The sequence below is a fragment of the Nocardia sp. 149-1B genome, from assembly GCF_057747975.1.
The window spans coordinates 392,916-410,803 of the sequence record NZ_CM173233.1 but is presented as its reverse complement, the minus strand read 5'-3'; the positions used below and the strand labels follow the sequence as shown (position 1 = coordinate 410,803).

Here is a 17,888-nt window from a genome sequence, read left to right as displayed (position 1 = left end):
GTCTACGTATCGGCCGGCCTCTGTGGCACCTGAACGGTCGGGCTCGCGGGCCTCAGCGCAGAGGGCGCACGTGCAGGCCGACCTCGGGGTCGACGAGGACCTCCTGGGCGGCGGGCATGCCGTCGACGGCCAGGGTCGCGTCGAGGGGCACGTTGCGCTTGACCATCGCCAGCGCGATCGGGCCGAGCTCGTGGTGACGCGCCGAGGTGCCGACGAAGCCCACCACCTTGTCGCCCAGCAGGAGGTCGGCGCCGACCGGGGGCAGCCGGTTCTCCGAGCCGTCCAGGTGCAGCAGCGTCAGCCGCCGCGGCGGGCGGCCCAGCGTGTGCACGCGCGCCACGGTCTCCTGGCCGCGGTAGCAGCCCTTGTCGAGGTGGACGGCCGGGCCGATCCAGCCGGCCTCGTTGGGGATCGTGCGGTGGTCGGTGTCCAGCCCCAGGCGCGGCTCGCCGCGCGCGATCCGCAGCGCCTCGAACGCCCACAGCCCGCACGCCGGCCCCGCGGCTTCGGCGTACGTCGTGAGCTGGTCGCGCGGGATGATCTCGTAGCCGGCGTAGGGCCCCTCGGCGGTGGCGGAGGGCCGCCAGGTGGTGGCCAGCTCGGCGGTCACGTCGGCGACCTCGACGCGCATCATGAACCGCATCCGGTCCAGGAACTCCACCAGCGCGGCGCCCGCCCCGGGCTCGGTGTGCGCGGTGAACGCTCCCTCGTCGCCGAGGCCGTCGTCGTACCCGAAGAACGCGTGCTCGACGTGGCCCTGGGGGCTGAGGATCAGCACACCCGTCCACACCTTCGCCGGCAGAGCCTCCAGGTGCTGGGTGGTCAGCGAGTGCAGCCAGGTCAGCCGGTCGGGACCGGAGACGCGGACGACGTCACGGTGGGAGAGGTCGACGAAGCCCTGACCCGACTCGAGCGTGCGCTGCTCGCCGTTGAACGAGCCGTAGTGGGCGGCCACGTCACGGTCGATCCCGTCTCCGGCGACCGCGCCGGGCAGGTCGAGCAGCGGGCTTCGCATCGTCATCTCTCCTCGTGGGGTGGTTTCGAGGCTCGTCGCTGGCGCTCCTCGCGCCTCAACCACCGAGCTCGTCGCAATCTGTGCAGCGGCCGAAGACCGCCAGGTGGCCGACGTCGATCACGAACCCCTGTTCGTGCTCCAGCCGCTCGGCCAGCGGCGCGACCACCTCCGGGTCAACCGAGACGACCCGGTGGCAATTCCGGCAGACCAGGTGGAAGTGCTCGTGGTCGCTCACCGAGTGGTACGTCGGCGCGCGGTCGGACAGGTGAGCGTGGCGCACCAGGCCGAGCTCCTCGAGGACCTCCAGCGTGCGGTAGATCGTGGAGACGTTGACCGCGCTGGACTGCGCGTGGACCTCGGCGAGCACCTCGTCGGGGGTGGCGTGGCCCAGCTTCTCGACCGCTCGCAGCACCAGCTGACGCTGCGGGGTGAGCCGGTAGCCCTGCTCCCGCAGCTTGGCTGCGAGCTCGTCGCTCACTGGACCGGGCTCATTGCCTGACCAGCCTCGCCCACAGGTGCGGCTGGAGGGCCTCGCCCATCGCGGCCATGTCGTAGGCGTAGAGCAGGTCGCCCTCGACGTTGCCGTAGAGCCGCTTGCCCGCGGTGTACTCCTTGGCGGACTCGGTGCGCACCACGGCGTCGGTCGCCAGGTCGAGCTTGCCGTCGGCGGCCTCGCCGTGCCAGACCTCGACGTACCCGATGTTGTGCGAGAGCAGGAGCTCGACCTTGCCCTCGGGACGGCACCGCAGGAAGCCGGACTCCTGCGCGGCCTCGCGCACCTTCTCGCCGTTCTCGTCGACGATCCAGGAGCGCGAGAAGTAGTGGAAGAACGGGCGCCCGTCGTGGGTGAAGACCAGCTCCTGCCCGAACTCGAACTTGTCGATCGTCGGGTAGTCGCCGTGTCCGCGACCGCCCCAGCGGCCCAGCATCCAGGCCACGGGGCCGCAGTCGGGGTGGAGGTTGTCGGGGAGCTCGAACGGCATGGTCACACTCTAGGGTGGGCGACATGCCACGCCCACTGGTCGTCAAGGTCACCTGCGGCGCGGACGACCCCGAGCGGGCGAACCAGGGGCTCACGGTCGCGGCCACGGCGCTGAGCGCGGGGGCCGAGGTGAGCCTGTGGCTGACCGGTGAAGCGGCGTGGCTGGGAGCCGGACGAGGTGGGTTCGCGCTGCCGCAGGCCAGCCCCGCGACCGACCTGGTGGCGGCGGTCGTCGCGGGCGGCCGGGTGACGGTGTGCACCCAGTGCGCGGCCCGGCGCGAGCTCACCCAGGACGACCTGCTGGAGGGGGTGCGGATCGCCGGGGCGGCGGCGTACGTCGAGGAAGTGCTCGCGCCCGAGGTGCAGGCGCTGGTCTACTGAGCATTCGGCACCACATCTGCCTCAGCAACCCCGCGTGGCCATCGGCCGAGGTCCGCCGAGGGTGGCCGTCGTCCAGGTGCGTGCAGCGCAAGGCGGCGGCGCGCTGGCAGACCGGGGTCTCCCGAGCGCTGTCAACGCAGCGATGTGCGTGCCTGGGCGGCGGGAACCCCGGCGAACCGACGTCGATGGCCACTAGGCTCCCGGGTGATGGACGCGAACGATCCCAGCCCCACACGGTGGTGGCAGCGCAAGCAGGACCAGGCCTACGGCGAGACCCCGCCGGACGAGCAGGGCGCGAGCGCGCCCGGCCCCGCTCCGGCGCGCACCCCCGCCGAGCTGGAGGCCGCGATCGAGCGCACCGCCGAGCTGCGCCGCCGGGCCGAGCAGGCCGCCGCCGAGCAGGCCGCTGAGCGCCTGGTCGCCGAGGAGGCCGCCCGCGACGCCGCTCTGGCGCGCGCCGAGGCCGACCAGCGGGCCGCCGAGCACGCCGCCGCCGCGCAGGAGGCCCACGCCGCCCGCCGCGCCGCCGAGGAGGAGGGTGCCGCCCACGCGGCCGAGCGCACCCGCCTCGAGGAGGCAGCGACCGCCGCCGTCGCCGGCCGGCAGGCGGCCGAGGAGGGCACCCGCAAGCTGATGGAGGCGGCCAAGGTCGTCACCGCCCTGCGGCTGGCCGCCGAGCAGGCAGCCGTCCAGCAGACCGTCGACCGCACCGCCGCCGAGGAGGCCGCCCGGGCCGCCGAGGCCCGCGCCGAGGCCGCCGGCGCCGCCCGCGAGGAGGCCGAAGAGGCACTGCGCGTCCAGGTCGAGGCGGTCGCCGCCGCGACCGAGGCCCGACTGGCGGCCGAACGAGCCGCCACCGAGGCCGCCGAGGGGGCCCGTGCGGCCCACGAGGAGCGCACCGCCGCCGAGGCGACCGCCCAGACCCTGGCCGACAGGATCGGCGAGGTCATCGAGCAGCGGCGCAACGCCGAGCACGGCGCGATCGAGCGCGCCGAGGCCCAGGCGACGGCGTACGAGCAGCGCCTCACGGAGCTCGCTCGCCAGCACGAGGAGCGGCTCGCGGCCGGTGCTCAGGCCCGCGCGGCTGCCGAGGAGCGCGCCGCCGCCGCGGCCGACGCTCGGGCCGCCGCGGAGACGACCGCGGCCGAGCAGGCCACCGCACGCGCCGAGGCCGAGGAGGCCGCCGCCGAGCAGGTCCGGCTCGCCGAGGCCGCGCACACCGCGCGTCTGGAGGCCGAGGACGTCGCGCGCGTGCAGGCGGAGGCCGCCACGGCCGCCGCAGCCGCCCGCCAGGCCGCCGACCGCGCCGCCCAGGAGGCCGCCGAAGCCGCTCGCCAGGCACACGCCGACCGCCAGGCCGCCGACGCGCGCGCCGAGGAGCTCGCGGCCGAGCTGGCTACGGCGACCGAGGCACTGACCGCGGCCGAGCAGCAGGCAGCCGAGCAGGCGACTGCTCGCGCCGCCGCGGAGTCGACCGCGGCCGAGCAGGCCACCGCGCGCGCCGCGGCCGAGGAGGCCGCCGCCGAACAGGTCCGGCTCGCCGAGGCCGCTCACACCGCGCGTCTGGAGGCCGAGGACGTCGCGCGCGTGCAGGCGGAGGCCGCCACGGCCGCCGCAGCCGCCCGCGAGGCCGCCGATCGCGCTGCCCAGGAGGCTGCCGAGACCGCCCGGCAGGCACACGCCGACCGGCAGGCCGCCGAGGCCGCGGCCGCCGAGGTCGGCCACCAGCTGGCCGCGGCGACCCAGGCGCACGAGGAGTTCGTGCGGACCTCCACCGAGGCCCGGACCGCCGCCGAGCAGGCTGCCGCCGAGCAGGCCGCCGCTCGCGCCACCGCGGAGGCCACCGCACAGCAGCAGGCCGAGGCGCGGGCCGCCGCGGACGCGTCCGCCGCCGAGCACGCTCGGTTGGCCGACGAGGCGCACGCCGCCCGGCTCTCCGCCGAGCAGGCCGCCCAGAGCCGTGCTTCGGAGGCCGAGTCCGCCCAGGCGGCCCGGCTCGCTGCCGAGGACGCCGCCCGCGAGCAGGCTGCGGCAGCCGCCCAGGCCGCCGCCGCCGAGGAGGCCGCGCACCACACCGCCGCCGAGCTGGCCGAGGCCCTGCGCACCGCCCACGAGGCGCGGATCGCCGCCGACGAGAACGCCCGCATCCACGCCGACCGGGCCCGCGAGGCGCACGAGGCCCGACTGGCCGCGGAGACCGCCGCTGCCGAGGCCGCCGCCGCACGCGAGGCCGCCGAGGAGGCCTCCCGGGCACAGGCCGCTGCCGCCCACGCCGCCCACGCCGAGCGCGAGACCGCGGAGCAGGCCGCCCGCGACGCCGAGACCCGAGCCGAGTCGGCCCAGGCCGCCCGTGCCGACGCCGAGATGCGCGCCCAGGAGCAGGCCGAGGCGGCCGCGCGCGCCGCCACCGACCAGACCGGTGCCCACCAGCGCGCGGAGCAGCAGGCGGCCCAGGCTCAGGAGGCCCACGAGGCCCGGGCCGCCGCCGACGCCGCTGCGCGCGAGCACGCCGAGGCCCGCGCCGCCGCCGAGCGGGCCGCCGCCGAGGCCGCCGAGCAGCGGGCCGCGGCCGAGGAGCAGGCCCGTGCGTACGCCGAGTCCGCCGCCCGGTCCGACGCCCAGCGGCAGCTGGCCGACGAGCGGCTGCAGGAGGCGCTGGTCGAGCTCCGCGAAGCGCTCGAGGCGCGCACCGCGGCCGAGCAGGCCGCCGCCGAGCAGGCCCGCCTGCGGGCCGAGGCCGAGACCGCTGCCGAGCAGCGGGCCCTGGACCGCAGCGCCGTGGAGGCCGCCGTACGCCGGCAGGCCGAGATCGCCGAGGACGCCATGCGCGAGCGGGCCGAGGCCGAGGAGAAGGCCCGCTCCCTGGCGGTGGAGCTCGACCACGTGCGCGCCGAGCTGTTGGAGCTGCAGAGCCACAAGCGCGGGCTGTTCCGCGGGCGCTGACCGGTCGCGGACCGTACCGGGCGGTGAACAATCGACGGATACGGACCCGCCGGGGGTCGAGAGCGCGCACCATGGGTCCATGAACTCCTCGGGGGAGGGTTCTGCGTGCGTGCGGTGTGGGCACACACGGAGGACTCCGGTCGGGACGGCACATCGGATGTTGCGGCGCGTGCGGGGCAAACCCGTGCGGGCGACCTGCGGCGAGCCCACCGAGCACGGCTGGGCGTGCCAGTGCCGCAGCCGCTTCCACGCCTCCTGAGCCCGTCTCCGCAGGGCCCGTCCTCCTCGGTCGCGCGGGTCCGGTGATCGACCCACCATGGTCCGATGGACGAGCTGGCGCGGCTGCTGCAGGAGCAGGACGGCGTGATCCGCCGCGCTCGCCGACGTGGCCGCACGGGCTGCCTGCTTGATCCGATCCACCGCACTGTCCGTGGCCACCGTGGATCGAGCAGCGAAGGCCCCCCGGGCCTGAGCGCCCGTCGAGATCCCCGCAGCCAACCCACCCACGACCACCCGTGCACCCACCGCCCTGCCCTCCCCGCGGAGGTCTCGACGACGCTCGCTGGCGCTCGCTGCTCGACCAACGACGGTCACGCACGGGGGGCGTCAGGTCAGCGCGGCCTTGAGCTTGACCGCGATCTCGGCGTTGGCGGCGCGGCTGGAGCGGCCGGCACCGACGATGTTGAAGAACCCGTGGATCTGGTCGGTGAAGCGGCGCAGCTCCACGTGCACGCCCGCGTCGGCCAGGTGGCGGGCGTAGGCCTCGCCCTCGTCGCGCAGGGGGTCGAAGCCCGCGGTGGCGACGTACGCCGGGGCCAGCCCGGGCGGGAGGTCGGCGTACAACGGCGAGACCCGGGGGTCGCGGGGGTCGCCGGCGCCGATGTAGCACTCGTTGGCGAGGTCCATGAACGCCTTGGTGAGGTAGAACCCGTCGGCGAACAGCTCCGCGCTCTCGGTCTCGCGGACCGCGTCGGTGGCCGGGTAGACGAGCAGCTGGAACGCCAGCGGCAGGCCGGCGCGGGCCGCCTCGATCGCGACGACCGCGGCCAGGTTGCCGCCCGCGGAGTCGCCGCCGACCGCCAGGCGGGCCGGGTCGGCGCCCACCTCGGCCGCGTGGTCGACCAGCCAGCGGTGCGCGGCCAGCGCGTCGTCGTACGCCGCGGGGAACGGCTCCTCGGGGCCCATCCGGTAGTCCACGGCCAGCACCCGCACCCCCGACCGCTCGGCCAGGAACCGGCAGGAGGCGTCGTGGGAGTCCAGGTCGCCGTACATGAACCCGCCGCCGTGGAAGAACAGCAGCAGCGGGCCGGGCACGCTCGCTGTGGTGGGCGTGTAGAGGCGGGCGGGCCGGCCGGCGACCACCAGATCGCGCGCGACGCCGATCGTCTGGCGGCCGGCGGTCATCCCGGCGTGGCGCAGGATCGCGGCCCGGCCCTCGGGGATCGGCAGCGTCTCGGCGCCCGGCTCGCGCACCAGCCGCTGCATCCGCAGCATCAGCTGGGTGTCGACGGCCAGGGTCTGGCCGTCGCGGACCACGGCGCGACCGGCCAACAGGCGCTGCACCCCCTCGGGCAGCCCCAGCGCCAGGCGCAGGCCCAGCCCTTTGACGAAGGTCTCGAGACGCTCGCGGAAGGTCACGAGCGCAACCTACCGTTCACCCCGGGATGCGAGACTGGCCGACATGAGTCTGGAGAGCCTGCCGCCGAACACTCTGGACAACCGGGCCTCCAGTCACGGGGAGGACGTCCCGGAGGAGTCCTTCGAGGTGGAGCCGCCGTACCAACCCGACCACGACGAGATCGCCGCGGTGGAGAAGTACGAGGACCGCTTCCTCGACCGTGAGCTCTCCTGGCTCCGGTTCAACCAGCGGGTGCTCGAGCTGGCCGAGGACCGCAGCCTGCCGCTGCTCGAGCGCGCACGGTTCCTGGCGATCTTCACCAGCAACCTCGACGAGTTCTTCATGGTCCGCGTCGCCGGTCTCAAGCGGCGGATCGCCGCCGGGGTGGCCGTGCCGGCCGCGTCCGGCCTGATGCCGGGCCAGGTGCTCGAGCTGATCCTCACCACGACGCGCGGGCTCGTCGAGCGGCAGGCCCGGGTGTTCCGTGACGAGGTGGTCCCCGCGCTGGCCGAGGTCGGCATCGAGCTGGTCCGCTGGGACGACCTGGACCGCGAGGAGCAGAAGACCTGCAAGCGGCTGTTCCGCGACCGGGTCTTCCCGGTGCTCACGCCGCTGGCCGTCGACCCGGCCCACCCGTTCCCCTACATCTCCGGGCTCTCGCTCAACCTCGCGGTGCTGATCCGCAACCCGCGCACGGGCAAGGAGCACTTCGCCCGGGTCAAGGTGCCGCCGATCTTCTCCCGCTTCGTGCCGGTCGGCAACCAGCGCTTCGTGCCGCTCGAGGACGTGATCCGCGAGCACCTCAAGCGGCTGTTCCCGGGCATGGAGGTGCTGGAGGTCCACACGTTCCGGGTCACCCGCAACGAGGACCTCGAGGTCGAGGAGGACGACGCCGAGAACATCCTCGCCGCGCTCGAGAAGGAGCTGCTGCGCCGACGGTTCGGCCCGCCCGTGCGGCTCGAGGTCGAGGAGTCCATCGCGCCCCAGGTGCTCGACCTGCTGGTCTCCGAGCTGGGGGTCACCCAGGACGAGGTGTTCCGGCTGACCGGCCCGCTGGACCTGCGCGGGCTGCACGACATCGCCGACCTGCCGCGCCAGGAGCTGAAGTACCCGGCGTTCCTGCCCACCACCCACCTGCGGCTCGCCGAGGTCGAGTCGGCCGCCCCCGTCGACGTCTTCAAGGCCACCCGCCGCCGCGACGTGCTGCTGCACCACCCCTACGACTCGTTCGCCACCTCGGTGCAGCGCTTCCTCGAGCAGGCGGCCGCCGACCCGCACGTGCTGGCGATCAAGCAGACGCTCTACCGCACCTCCGGCGACTCGCCCATCATCGACGCCCTGGTCGACGCCGCCGAGGCCGGCAAGCAGGTCCTGGTGATCGTCGAGATCAAGGCCCGCTTCGACGAGGAGGCCAACATCCGGTGGGCCCGCAAGCTCGAGCAGGCCGGCTGCCACGTCGTCTACGGCCTGGTCGGCCTCAAGACCCACTGCAAGCTCTCGATGGTGGTGCGCGACGAGCCCGACGGCATCCGCCGCTACACCCACATCGGCACCGGCAACTACAACCCCAAGACGTCCCGCATGTACGAGGACCTCGGGCTGATCACCACCAACGAGCGGATCGGCGAGGACGTCGCCCACCTGTTCAACAACCTCTCCGGGTGGTCGCGCAACGCGACGTACGAGGAGCTGCTGGTCGCACCCGACTCGATCCGCACCGGGCTGATCGACCAGATCCACGCCGAGGTTGCCCACCACCAGGCCGGGCGGCCGGCGCGGATCCGGCTCAAGGCCAACTCCGTGGTCGACGAGGCCGTCATCGACGCGCTCTACCTCGCCTCGCAGGCCGGTGTGCCGATCGAGCTGCTGGTGCGCGGCATCTGCGCGCTGCGCCCGGGCGTGCCGGGGCTCTCCGAGACGATCACCGTGCGCTCGATCCTGGGCCGGTTCCTCGAGCACAGCCGGATCTTCTGGTTCGAGAACGGCGGGGAGCCCACCGCGTGGATCGGGTCCGCCGACATGATGCACCGCAACCTGGACCGCCGGGTCGAGGTGCTGGTGCGGCTGCCCGGCGACAGCGTCGGCCAGGTGGCCCGGCTGCTCGACCTGGCGTTCGCGGCCGGCACCAGTGCGTGGGAGCTCGACAGCACCGGGGAGTGGCACCACAACGCCGGCACCACCCACCTCCAGGAGGCCCTGATCGAGGCCCAGCGGCGACGCCGTACGGTGGTGTGAAACGGTCCGGAATTCCTCCCGAGCCCCACGTAATCGCGGTCGCCGGCGTCGCGTGACCCTCGCTTGCGCGAAACGGCTCGGCACCCCCTAGTCTGTTGCGCGTTCTCTTCCTCCTCAGCAGGAGTTATCCGTGGGTTTGAGATTCCGGCCCGTCGACACGTCGTTCTACGACCTGTTCACCGAGTCAGCACAACACCTCGTCGGTGGCGCAGCACTGCTTGCCGAGATGCTCGGCGAGGGCGCTGACCACGAGGACGTGGCCCGGCGTATGCGCGAGGCCGAGCACAACGCCGACGAGACCACGCACGCGCTGATCCGCAAGGTCAACTCGACCTTCGTGACGCCGTTCGACCGCGAGGACATCTACGCCCTGGGGTCGGGTCTCGACGACGTCATGGACATGATGGACGAGGTCGTCGACCTGATCCTGCTCTACGAGGTGAAGGTGCTGCCCCCGGAGCTCTCGACCCAGGTCGAGGTGCTGCAGCGCTGCGCCGAGCTGACCGCCGCCGCGATGCCGAACCTGCAGTCGATGCAGTCGCTCGAGGAGTACTGGATCGAGGTCAACCGGCTCGAGAACACCGGCGACCGCAACCACCGCCGGACGCTCGCGAAGCTGTTCAGCGGTGAGTTCAAGACCATCGAGGTGCTCAAGCTCAAGGACATCGTCGAGTCTCTCGAGGAGGCGATCGACGCGTTCGAGAAGGTCGCCAACATCGTGGAGCAGATCGCCGTCAAGGAGTCCTGACCTCCATGGACCTCGCGATCGTCATCGCGGTCGTCGTCGTCGCCCTGTCGTTCGACTACACCAACGGCTTCCACGACGCGGCCAACGCCATCGCCACCTCGGTATCGACGCGCGCACTCACGCCGCGCATCGCGCTGCTGCTGGCCGCGGTCATGAACTTCCTCGGCGCGCTGCTCGGCCAGGAGGTCGCGCACACCGTCAGCGACACGATCGCGCCACCCGACGGCAACCACGGACTGGTGATCGTGCTCGCGGGGCTGCTCGGCGCGATCACCTGGAACCTGATCACGTGGTACTTCGGGCTGCCCTCGTCGTCCTCGCACGCGCTCATCGGCGGCCTGGTCGGCGCGGCCCTGGCCGCCGGCGCCGCGGTGCACTGGCAGACGATCCTCGACAAGGTCGTCATCCCGATGGTGCTCTCGCCGATCGTCGGCCTGGTGGCGGCGTTCCTGGTCATGCTCGCGATCCTGTGGATCTTCCGGAGGCGCAACCCACACCGGGTGTTCCGCGGCTTCCGGCTCGCCCAGACCGTCTCGGCCGCCGGGCTCGCACTGGGCCACGGCCTGCAGGACGCCCAGAAGACCATGGGCGTGATCTTCCTGTCGCTCACCACCGCCGGCTACTACACCAACGCCGCGGGCGAGCCGGTGGGCAACCTCCCGCTGTGGGTCGTCATCTGCTCCGCCGGCGCGATCTCGCTGGGCACCTACTCCGGCGGCTGGCGGATCATGCGGACCCTGGGGCGCCGGATCATCCACCTCGACCCGGCCCGCGGCTTCGCCGCAGAGTCGGTGGGCGCGGCGGTCCTCTACACGACCGCGTTCGCGTTCCAGGCCCCGATCTCGACCACCCACACGATCACCTCCGCGATCATGGGCGCCGGCGCCACCAAGCGCTTCTCGGCCGTCCGCTGGGGCGTGGCCCGCTCGATCGTCGCCGCGTGGGTGCTGACCTTCCCGGCCGCCGGCCTCGTCGCCGCCGGGTGCTACTACGTGCTGCACCTGGTCATCGGCCAGTAGGCCGCCGTCTCGGCGGCGTACGCCCTGACATCCGGGCCCTGGGGACGTTCGCGGGGGCCCGATCGCCCGGGACGACCGCTGCGCGACGCCACCTTGCATTTCTCTTGCAGGAACCCTTCACCTCGGCACCGAAGTGCCTTGTCCCGGGTGTCGCAGGCTGGTGCACGTCAAGGATGCACCGGCCGGGACCTGAGTCCCGGTCACCCAGGGAAGGGACCGGACATGCGCTCCGCACGCAAGCACCTCACCAAGATCGCCGCCACCGTCGCACTCGTGGCGGGAGCCGCGGGCGTCGCCGGCGTCGGGACGTTCGGTGCCTACACCGACACCACCGCCGCCGAGGCGAAGGTCGACTCCGGCCGGGTCAGCGTGCTCATGAACGGCTACGACAAGGGCATCTCGATCACCAAGGCCAACATGGCCGCCGGCGACGTGGCCTACGCGCCGATCACCATCGAGCGCGCGGCCGGCTCGCTGACGCTCAGCGGCCTCAGCGTGAGCAGCACGGTCGGCGGCGAGCTCGCGAAGACCCTCAACCTCACCGTCGAGACCTGCACGGCGCAGGTCCCCGCCAACGGCGCGACCTGCGCCGGCGCGGTCCGCCTCTACTCCGGGCCGCTCAGCGCGACCGGCCCGGTGACCAACTACGCGCTCCCGGCCGCGTGGGTCAGCGCGCTCAACGCCGACTCCAAGGTCTACCTGCGCGCCACGTTCACGCTGCCCGCCAACGCCGACAACACCACGCAGGGCCAGTCCGCCACCGTCAGCTGGTCCGTCACCGGCACCCAGCGCACCGCCGAGACCACCGCGGTCACCCCGGTGCAGCTGCCCTGACCCAGCCACCACACCGACCCCCGACCCGCCCGACGAGAGGAGCAGCCGTGACCGTCGACGTCATCGCGTTCCCGCGGGGCGGCCGGGCGAGCACCACTCCTCGCCACCGTGCCGACATGGGGTCGGCACGGACGGCGGTACGCCGCTCCCGGCTCGACCGCGTCGTGAGCGCGGTGCTGAGCGTGCTGCTGGTCGGCGGGCTGGTCGCGTTCGCGGCGCTGGCCCTCGGCCCCCGCGTGCTCGGCTACCGCACCGCCACGATGCTCACCGGCAGCATGACCGGCACCATCGACCCCGGCGACGTGGTCGTCACCGTGCCCAAGCCGACGGCCGACATCGAGGTCGGGGACATCTTGACCTTCCACGCCCCCGTGGCCGACCAGCACCTCGAGACGCACCGGGTGATCGGCGTACGCCACACGGCCGACGGCCGCACCGTCATCCGCACCCAGGGCGACGCGAACGCCGCCCCGGACCCGTGGCGCGCCACCGTCCAGGGCGACACCGTCTGGGAGGTCGCGCACGTCGTGCCCGGCGTCGGCAACGTCGTCCGCGCGCTGCGCGCCCCGGTCGTGCGGCACGGCCTGTTCTGGCTCTCGCTCGGCGCCCTGGTGGTCCTCGGCTGCAGCCTGATCTGGGGCCGGGGCGAGACCGAGACCAACCCGACCGCCGACGCCGCCGACGCCGCGCTCGACGAGGCACTGGACAACGCCGCGCTGGACCGGCTCGCCGCCGACGTCGAGGACCCGGCGTACCCCGCCTCGTTCGCCGCCCGCTTCCAGGAGCTGCTGCCCCAGCGACTGGTCCGGATCAACGACGCGCTCGAGTCGCAGGACCACCCGGACCTCGACGCCGCTCTCGACGCCGCGCTCAGCCTGAAGGTCTCCTCCACCACCGTCGGCGCCCGCGAGCTCGAGCAGCTCGCGACCGTCATCGAGCTCAGCGTTCGGCGCCGTGACGTCGCGGCGGCCCGGGGCGTCGCCGACGAGCTCACCCACGCGGGAGAGCGCGCCGAGCGGGCGCTCGCGACGTACCTGGCCGAGGCCCGCGCCGTCTAGATCCTTGGTCGCTAGGCCTCAGCCCGCGGCGAGCATCCGGTAGCCGACGCCGCGCACGTTCTCCACGAAGCGCGTCTGCCCGCGGCGGTCGCCGAGCTTGCGGCGCAGGTTGCCCATGTGGACCTCGACCAGGTGGGTCTCGTCCCACCCGCCGCCCCAGACCTCCTCGAGCAGGAGCGCGCGGGTCCAGACCCGCGTCGGGGCCCGCATCAGGGTCGCCAGCAGGGCGAACTCGGTGGGCGTCAGGTCGACCAGGTCACCGTCGCGCCAGACCCGGTGGCCGTCGACGTCGAGCACGAGGTCACCGTGCCGGAGCACCTGGTGGTCGTCGGGTGGAGCGGGCGTCTCGGGCACCACGTGCAGCCGCGGCGGACCCTCCATCGCCAGAGCCGGCGGCACGGCCATCCGGCGCGGGCGGCGGAACAGCACGTTGACCCGGGCCTTGAGCTCGCGCACGCTGATCGGTTTGGTCAGGTAGTCGTCGGCGCCGGTCTCGAGCCCGATCAGGCGGTCGATCTCCTCGCCGTACGCCGTGACCATGATCAGGTAGGCATCGGTCGTGGGGCGGATCCGCCGGCACACCTCGAGACCGTCGATGCCCGGCAGGCCGACGTCGAGGGTGACCAGGTCCGGGTCGAGGGCGGCGACCCGTTCGATCCCGGAGGCGCCGTCGGGCGCGATCGTCACCTCGAAACCCTGCGAGGTCAGCGCGACCTCGAGCAACGACGCGATGTCCGCGTCGTCCTCGATCACGACCGCGCGACGTCCCGTCGGCTCAATCGCCCCCATAGGACGCACATCGACCCGTGGGCCGCGGACCTGAGCGGTCGACAGCGCGCCAACGACGATCGGGTCGTGTGCCTGAGGACGCCCCAGGGCACGTCCTCAGGCACACGACCCGATCAGCGAAGAGACAGCTCAGCCGAAACGACCCGAGATGTAGGCCTCGGTGGACTCCTCGTCGGGGTTGGTGAACATCTTGTTGGTGGGGTTGAACTCCACCAGGCGACCGGGCTCGCCGGCGGCCTTGAGGTTGAAGAACCCGGTGTCGTCGGAGACGCGGGCCGCCTGCTGCATGTTGTGGGTGACGATCACGATCGTGTAGTCGGACTTCAGCTCGTGGATGAGGTCCTCGATCGCGGCCGTCGAGATCGGGTCGAGCGCGGAGCAGGGCTCGTCCATGAGGAGCACCTCCGGGGAGACCGCGATCGCCCGGGCGATGCACAGCCGCTGCTGCTGGCCACCGGAGAGGCCCATGCCCGGCTTGCCGAGCCGGTCCTTGACCTCGTTCCAGAGGTTGGCGCCGCGCAGGGACTTCTCCACGATCGCGTCCGCGTCGGACTTCGACAGCCTCTTGGAGTTCAGCCGCATGCCCGCGAGCACGTTGTCGTAGATCGACATCGTCGGGAACGGGTTCGGGCGCTGGAAGACCATGCCGATCTGGCGGCGTACGGCGACCGGGTCGACCGAGGGGTCGTAGAGCGACTGTCCCGAGACCGTCACCTTGCCCTCGACCCGGGCGCCGGGGATCACCTCGTGCATCCGGTTCAGCGCCCGCAGGAACGTCGACTTGCCGCAGCCGGAGGGACCGATGAACGCGGTCACGGTCCGGGCGCGGATCGTCATGGTGACGCCTTCGACGGCCTTGAAGTCGCCGTAGTAGATGTCGAGGTCGGAGACGTCGATGCTCTTGGCCATGGTGTGTGTTCCTTCTCCAGCGCCGCTCAGCGGCGCCGTTCTGACGGTGGGGCGAAGACCTTGCCGATGATGCGGGCGATCAGGTTGAGGACCATGACGATGGCGATGAGCAGCAGCGCCCCGGCCCAGGCGAGCTGGTAGTCCTCGGGAGTCGACTTCTTGTACTCGGTCAGGATGTAGACCGGCAGCGTCTGCATCCGCCCACTGAACAGGTTGGCGTTCATCAGGTCCAGGCTGCCGACCGCCACCAGCAACGGCGCGGTCTCCCCGATCACCCGGCTGATCGCCAGCATCACGCCGGTGATGATGCCGCCGAACGCCGTGGGCATCACGACCCGCAGGATCGTGCGCCACTTCGGCACCCCGAGGGCGTACGACGCCTCCCGCAGGTCGTGCGGCACGAGCCGCATCATCTCCTCGCCCGAGCGGACCACCGTGGGGATCATCAGCAGCGACAGCGCGATCGAGCCCATCAGCCCGAAGCGGGTGCCGGTCCCGAAGATCAACGAGAACAGCGCGAGCGCGAACAGACCAGCCACGATCGAGGGGATGCCCGTCATCACGTCGACGAGCAGCGTGGTCCAGCGGGCGACCCGCTTGCCGCGGCCGTACTCGACCAGGTAGATCGCGGTCATCAGGCCGATCGGCACCGAGATGATCGTCGCGCCGAGCGTGACCAGCAGCGTGCCGACGAGCGCGTGGGCGACACCGGCACCCGGCAGCACCTTGAACGTCTCGGGGTCCAGCCGCTGCTCCATGTCGTTGGTCAGCCAGGAGCCGGAGATCGAGGGGGCGCCCTTGACGACGACCTCGGTCAGCACCCACACCAGCGGGACCAGCGCGACGAGCAGCGAGCCCCAGACCAGGCACGTCATCAGCCGGTCGACCGCGGCACGGCGGTTCTCGACCTTCGCCGACCAGGCCGGCAGGGCGATGACCGTGAAGATCCCGCCGAGGATCGGGCAGGCGATCCAGCTCCAGCCGGCGAGCAGCACGATCAGCGCGGCGAGCGCCAGCGAGACGACGCCGACGAGGGCGGGCGCCGAGCGGGGCAGGCGGGCGCGCGAGAGGGAGCCGTTGGCGAACAGCAGGTCGTCGACCTTCTCGACCGTGCTCATGCGAGCCTCCTCTCCGCCCGCGCGACCACCCATCGGGCCGCGAAGTTGACCAGGAACGTGAACAGGAACAGGACCAGACCGGTGGCCAGCAGGACCGACTGGATGCCGATGTCCTCGCCGTTGAACCGCGAGGCGATGTTGGAGGCGATCGTGGCCGGGTTGGAGCTGGTGAGCAGGTGCCAGGTGACCAGCGGCCCGCCGGCCGAGAGCACCATCGTCACCGCCATCGTCTCCCCCAGCGCGCGGCCCAGGCCGAGCATCACGCCGGCGATCATGCCGGAGCGGGCGTGCGGGAAGACGGCGTAGCGGATCATCTCCCACCGGGTCGCCCCGAGGGCGAGAGCCGCCTCCTCGTGCAGGCGCGGGGTCTGCGCGAACACCTCACGGCAGATCGCCGTGGTGATCGGCAGCACCATGATCGCCAGCACCAGCGCGGCGACCAGGATCGTGCGGCCGGTGGAGGACACCTGGCCGGAGAAGAACGGCAACCACGAGAGGTGCTCGTTGAGCCAGCCCTGCATCGGTTGGGTGACGTTCGCGAGCGTGCGCCCGCCCCACAGGCCGAAGACCACGGAGGGTACGGCGGCGAGCAGGTCGATCACGTAGGCGATCGGCGTCGCGATCCGGCGCGGGGCGTAGTGCGAGAGGAAGAGCGCGACCCCGATGGCGAACGGCACCGCGAGTGCCATCGCGAGCACGGCCGCGAGTGCGGTGCCGAACAGCAGCTTGCCGACGTACACCGGGAAGCTCGAGGCCGCGGGCTCGTAGTACTTCTGGTCGGCGTGGAAGCCGTCCTGCCCCTGGATGAGCAGGAACACGAACACAGCCGCGAGCGAGACCATGATCGTCAGGCCAGCGCCGAAGGCCAGCCCGGAGAAGATCCGGTCGCCTCGGCGAGACGACGCAGACCCGTCGACGGGCGCGCCGCCGGGCGCCTGGTCCGGCGCGGGGTCAGTGGTGATGGTCACGAGAGGACAAGCTCCATTTCACGGCCGAAGGCGGCGAGACGGGTGAACCCGTCCCGCCGCCCGAGGTTGGGGACCGTCAGGATCCGATCTTGTCGACGATCGCCTGCTCCTTGGCGGCGATCTCCGACGGCAGCGGAGCGGAGAAGGCATTGGCCGCGGCCGCCTTCTGACCCTCCTCCGAGATGATGTACGACAGGAAGCCCTTGACGATATCCGCGGTGGCCTGGTCGTCGTAAGACTGGCAGGCGATCGCGTACGACGCCATGAACACCGGGTACGTGCTCGCGTCGGTGCTGGTGCGGTTGATGTCGTACTGCATGACCGTCGCCGGGGTGCCGGTCGCCAGCTCGGAGGCGCTCAGGCCAGCGGCTGCCCCGTCGGCCGAGGGGGCGACGTAGGTGTCGCCGACCTTGACGCTGACGACACCGAGGCCGGTGCCCTGGACGGCGCTGTCGTCGGCGTAGCCGATCGTGCCCTGGCCGCCCTGGACGGCGCCCATGACGCCGGAGGTCTGCTCGCCGGACTCACCCTTGGTGGTCGGCCAGTCCGAGGAGTGCTCGGTCTTCCAGGCGCCGTTGGAGGCCTTGAAGAGGAAGTCGGTGAAGTTGTCGGTGGTGCCGGAGCTGTCCGAGCGGTGCACCGGGGAGATCGCCGTGCTCGGGAGCGTGGCGTCGGGGTTCTCGGCCGTGATCGCCGGGTCGTCCCACTTGGTGATGGAGCCGTTGAAGATCTTCGCGATCGTCTCGGCGGAGAGGTTGAGGCTGTCGACACCGTCGAGGTTGAACACGACGTCGATCGGCGAGATGAAGACCGGGAACTCGACCGGGTCACCGCCGCAGGTCTTCTTGGCCTGCGCGAGCTCGTCGGGGTCCATCGCCGAGTCGGAGCCGGCGAACGCGAACGAGCCGGCGATGAAGTTCTCGCGGCCCGTGCCGGAGCCGACCGCGTCGTAGCTGATCTTGGCGTCGGGGTTGTCCTGGCCGAAGCCGGCGCGCCAGGCCTCCTGGGCCTTCTCCTGAGCGGAGGAGCCGCCCGCGGCGACAGTGCCGCTCAGACCGGACGCGGAGGAGCCGCCATCGGTCGATCCCGAGTCGTTCTTGTCGTCACTGCCACACGCGGCCAGCGAGGCGGCCAGCACGAGGCCGGCCGCGCCGAACGCGGCGCCGCGGCGGAGGGAGCTGATCATCACTTCGGTACTCCTGATGTCTTCGTCGTCTCTGACATCAGCGAAGTTAGGCAGCCGAGGTGGACGGATCCGGGGTCGTCGGTGA

The 17,888-nt window shown here is 72.5% G+C and carries 16 protein-coding genes; 7 read left to right on the top strand and 9 right to left on the bottom strand.

What is annotated here, in order from left to right; all coding sequences use genetic code 11:
- Nucleotides 1-52: 52 nt before the first annotated feature.
- Genes ygfZ through AC3ANS_RS01910 form a run of 3 tightly spaced genes read right to left on the bottom strand, consistent with a single transcriptional unit; the run spans nucleotide 53 to nucleotide 1,998 of the window.
- Nucleotides 53-1,021, bottom strand: coding sequence for a CAF17-like 4Fe-4S cluster assembly/insertion protein YgfZ (ygfZ, locus tag AC3ANS_RS01920; RefSeq protein WP_488294484.1), 969 nt, complete (start codon nucleotides 1,019-1,021; stop codon nucleotides 53-55).
- Nucleotides 1,022-1,070: 49 nt separating this feature from the next.
- The gene (locus AC3ANS_RS01915; protein WP_488294483.1) at nucleotides 1,071-1,493 is read right to left on the bottom strand and encodes a Fur family transcriptional regulator; all 423 of its coding nucleotides are present in this window, start codon (nucleotides 1,491-1,493) and stop codon (nucleotides 1,071-1,073) included.
- A 10-nt stretch (nucleotides 1,494-1,503) separates the two neighbouring features.
- Nucleotides 1,504-1,998 (bottom strand): heme-binding beta-barrel domain-containing protein, encoded by a 495-nt coding sequence (locus tag AC3ANS_RS01910; protein ID WP_488294482.1) that lies wholly within the window; start codon nucleotides 1,996-1,998, stop codon nucleotides 1,504-1,506.
- 23 nt (nucleotides 1,999-2,021) lie between these two features.
- On the opposite strand from AC3ANS_RS01910, the gene AC3ANS_RS01905 reads away from it, so the two are divergent.
- Complete coding sequence (locus AC3ANS_RS01905; RefSeq protein WP_488294481.1) at nucleotides 2,022-2,378, top strand: DsrE family protein; 357 nt, start codon at nucleotides 2,022-2,024, stop codon at nucleotides 2,376-2,378.
- Between the two features lie 207 nt (nucleotides 2,379-2,585).
- The gene (locus AC3ANS_RS01900; RefSeq protein ID WP_488294480.1) at nucleotides 2,586-5,321 is read left to right on the top strand and encodes a hypothetical protein; all 2,736 of its coding nucleotides are present in this window, start codon (nucleotides 2,586-2,588) and stop codon (nucleotides 5,319-5,321) included.
- 606 nt (nucleotides 5,322-5,927) lie between these two features.
- Here AC3ANS_RS01900 and AC3ANS_RS01895 read toward each other — a convergent pair.
- On the bottom strand, nucleotides 5,928-6,959 hold the full coding sequence (locus tag AC3ANS_RS01895) for an alpha/beta hydrolase (protein WP_488294479.1): 1,032 nt from the start codon (nucleotides 6,957-6,959) through the stop codon (nucleotides 5,928-5,930).
- 160 nt (nucleotides 6,960-7,119) lie between these two features.
- Here AC3ANS_RS01895 and AC3ANS_RS01890 point away from each other — a divergent pair, with 160 nt between their 5' ends.
- From AC3ANS_RS01890 to AC3ANS_RS01870, 5 genes are all read left to right on the top strand, one after another.
- The gene (locus AC3ANS_RS01890; RefSeq protein WP_488296580.1) at nucleotides 7,120-9,174 is read left to right on the top strand and encodes an RNA degradosome polyphosphate kinase; all 2,055 of its coding nucleotides are present in this window, start codon (nucleotides 7,120-7,122) and stop codon (nucleotides 9,172-9,174) included.
- A gap of 130 nt (nucleotides 9,175-9,304) precedes the next feature.
- Nucleotides 9,305-9,922: a DUF47 domain-containing protein gene (locus AC3ANS_RS01885; protein WP_488294478.1), complete on the top strand. Its 618-nt coding sequence runs from the start codon at nucleotides 9,305-9,307 to the stop codon at nucleotides 9,920-9,922.
- A 5-nt stretch (nucleotides 9,923-9,927) separates the two neighbouring features.
- Complete coding sequence (locus tag AC3ANS_RS01880) at nucleotides 9,928-10,941, top strand: inorganic phosphate transporter (protein WP_488294477.1); 1,014 nt, start codon at nucleotides 9,928-9,930, stop codon at nucleotides 10,939-10,941.
- A gap of 222 nt (nucleotides 10,942-11,163) precedes the next feature.
- Nucleotides 11,164-11,775, top strand: a complete 612-nt coding sequence (locus tag AC3ANS_RS01875; protein WP_488294476.1) for a hypothetical protein — start codon at nucleotides 11,164-11,166, stop codon at nucleotides 11,773-11,775.
- 47 nt (nucleotides 11,776-11,822) lie between these two features.
- Nucleotides 11,823-12,833, top strand: a complete 1,011-nt coding sequence (locus tag AC3ANS_RS01870; RefSeq protein WP_488294475.1) for a signal peptidase I — start codon at nucleotides 11,823-11,825, stop codon at nucleotides 12,831-12,833.
- An 18-nt stretch (nucleotides 12,834-12,851) separates the two neighbouring features.
- On the opposite strand, the gene AC3ANS_RS01865 is transcribed toward AC3ANS_RS01870, so the two are convergent.
- The 5 genes from AC3ANS_RS01865 to pstS all read right to left on the bottom strand — a co-directional run bounded on the left by AC3ANS_RS01865 (nucleotide 12,852) and on the right by pstS (nucleotide 17,803).
- Complete coding sequence (locus AC3ANS_RS01865) at nucleotides 12,852-13,622, bottom strand: response regulator transcription factor (RefSeq protein ID WP_488294474.1); 771 nt, start codon at nucleotides 13,620-13,622, stop codon at nucleotides 12,852-12,854.
- Between the two features lie 129 nt (nucleotides 13,623-13,751).
- On the bottom strand, nucleotides 13,752-14,531 hold the full coding sequence (pstB, locus tag AC3ANS_RS01860; RefSeq protein ID WP_488294473.1) for a phosphate ABC transporter ATP-binding protein PstB: 780 nt from the start codon (nucleotides 14,529-14,531) through the stop codon (nucleotides 13,752-13,754).
- Nucleotides 14,532-14,557: 26 nt separating this feature from the next.
- Nucleotides 14,558-15,649, bottom strand: a complete 1,092-nt coding sequence (gene pstA, locus AC3ANS_RS01855; protein WP_488294472.1) for a phosphate ABC transporter permease PstA — start codon at nucleotides 15,647-15,649, stop codon at nucleotides 14,558-14,560.
- Nucleotides 15,646-16,617, bottom strand: a complete 972-nt coding sequence (pstC, locus tag AC3ANS_RS01850; protein ID WP_488294471.1) for a phosphate ABC transporter permease subunit PstC — start codon at nucleotides 16,615-16,617, stop codon at nucleotides 15,646-15,648. The genes pstA and pstC overlap by 4 nt, the downstream gene beginning before the upstream one ends.
- Before the next feature lie 76 nt (nucleotides 16,618-16,693).
- A complete protein-coding gene (gene pstS / locus AC3ANS_RS01845) occupies nucleotides 16,694-17,803 on the bottom strand; it encodes a phosphate ABC transporter substrate-binding protein PstS (RefSeq protein ID WP_488294470.1) in 1,110 nt (369 codons plus the stop codon).
- Nucleotides 17,804-17,888 lie beyond the last annotated feature (85 nt).

What these genes read in the sequence shown, in the direction of transcription:
- ygfZ (WP_488294484.1), bottom strand. Translation starts at nt 1,021, where the DNA reads ATGACGATGCGAAGCCCGCTGCTCGACCTGCCCGGCGCGGTCGCCGGA.
- AC3ANS_RS01910 (WP_488294482.1), bottom strand. Translation starts at nt 1,998, where the DNA reads ATGCCGTTCGAGCTCCCCGACAACCTCCACCCCGACTGCGGCCCCGTG.
- AC3ANS_RS01905 (WP_488294481.1), top strand. Translation starts at nt 2,022, where the DNA reads ATGCCACGCCCACTGGTCGTCAAGGTCACCTGCGGCGCGGACGACCCC.
- AC3ANS_RS01900 (WP_488294480.1), top strand. Translation starts at nt 2,586, where the DNA reads ATGGACGCGAACGATCCCAGCCCCACACGGTGGTGGCAGCGCAAGCAG.
- AC3ANS_RS01880 (WP_488294477.1), top strand. Translation starts at nt 9,928, where the DNA reads ATGGACCTCGCGATCGTCATCGCGGTCGTCGTCGTCGCCCTGTCGTTC.
- AC3ANS_RS01875 (WP_488294476.1), top strand. Translation starts at nt 11,164, where the DNA reads ATGCGCTCCGCACGCAAGCACCTCACCAAGATCGCCGCCACCGTCGCA.
- AC3ANS_RS01865 (WP_488294474.1), bottom strand. Translation starts at nt 13,622, where the DNA reads ATGGGGGCGATTGAGCCGACGGGACGTCGCGCGGTCGTGATCGAGGAC.
- pstB (WP_488294473.1), bottom strand. Translation starts at nt 14,531, where the DNA reads ATGGCCAAGAGCATCGACGTCTCCGACCTCGACATCTACTACGGCGAC.
- pstA (WP_488294472.1), bottom strand. Translation starts at nt 15,649, where the DNA reads ATGAGCACGGTCGAGAAGGTCGACGACCTGCTGTTCGCCAACGGCTCC.
- pstS (WP_488294470.1), bottom strand. Translation starts at nt 17,803, where the DNA reads ATGATCAGCTCCCTCCGCCGCGGCGCCGCGTTCGGCGCGGCCGGCCTC.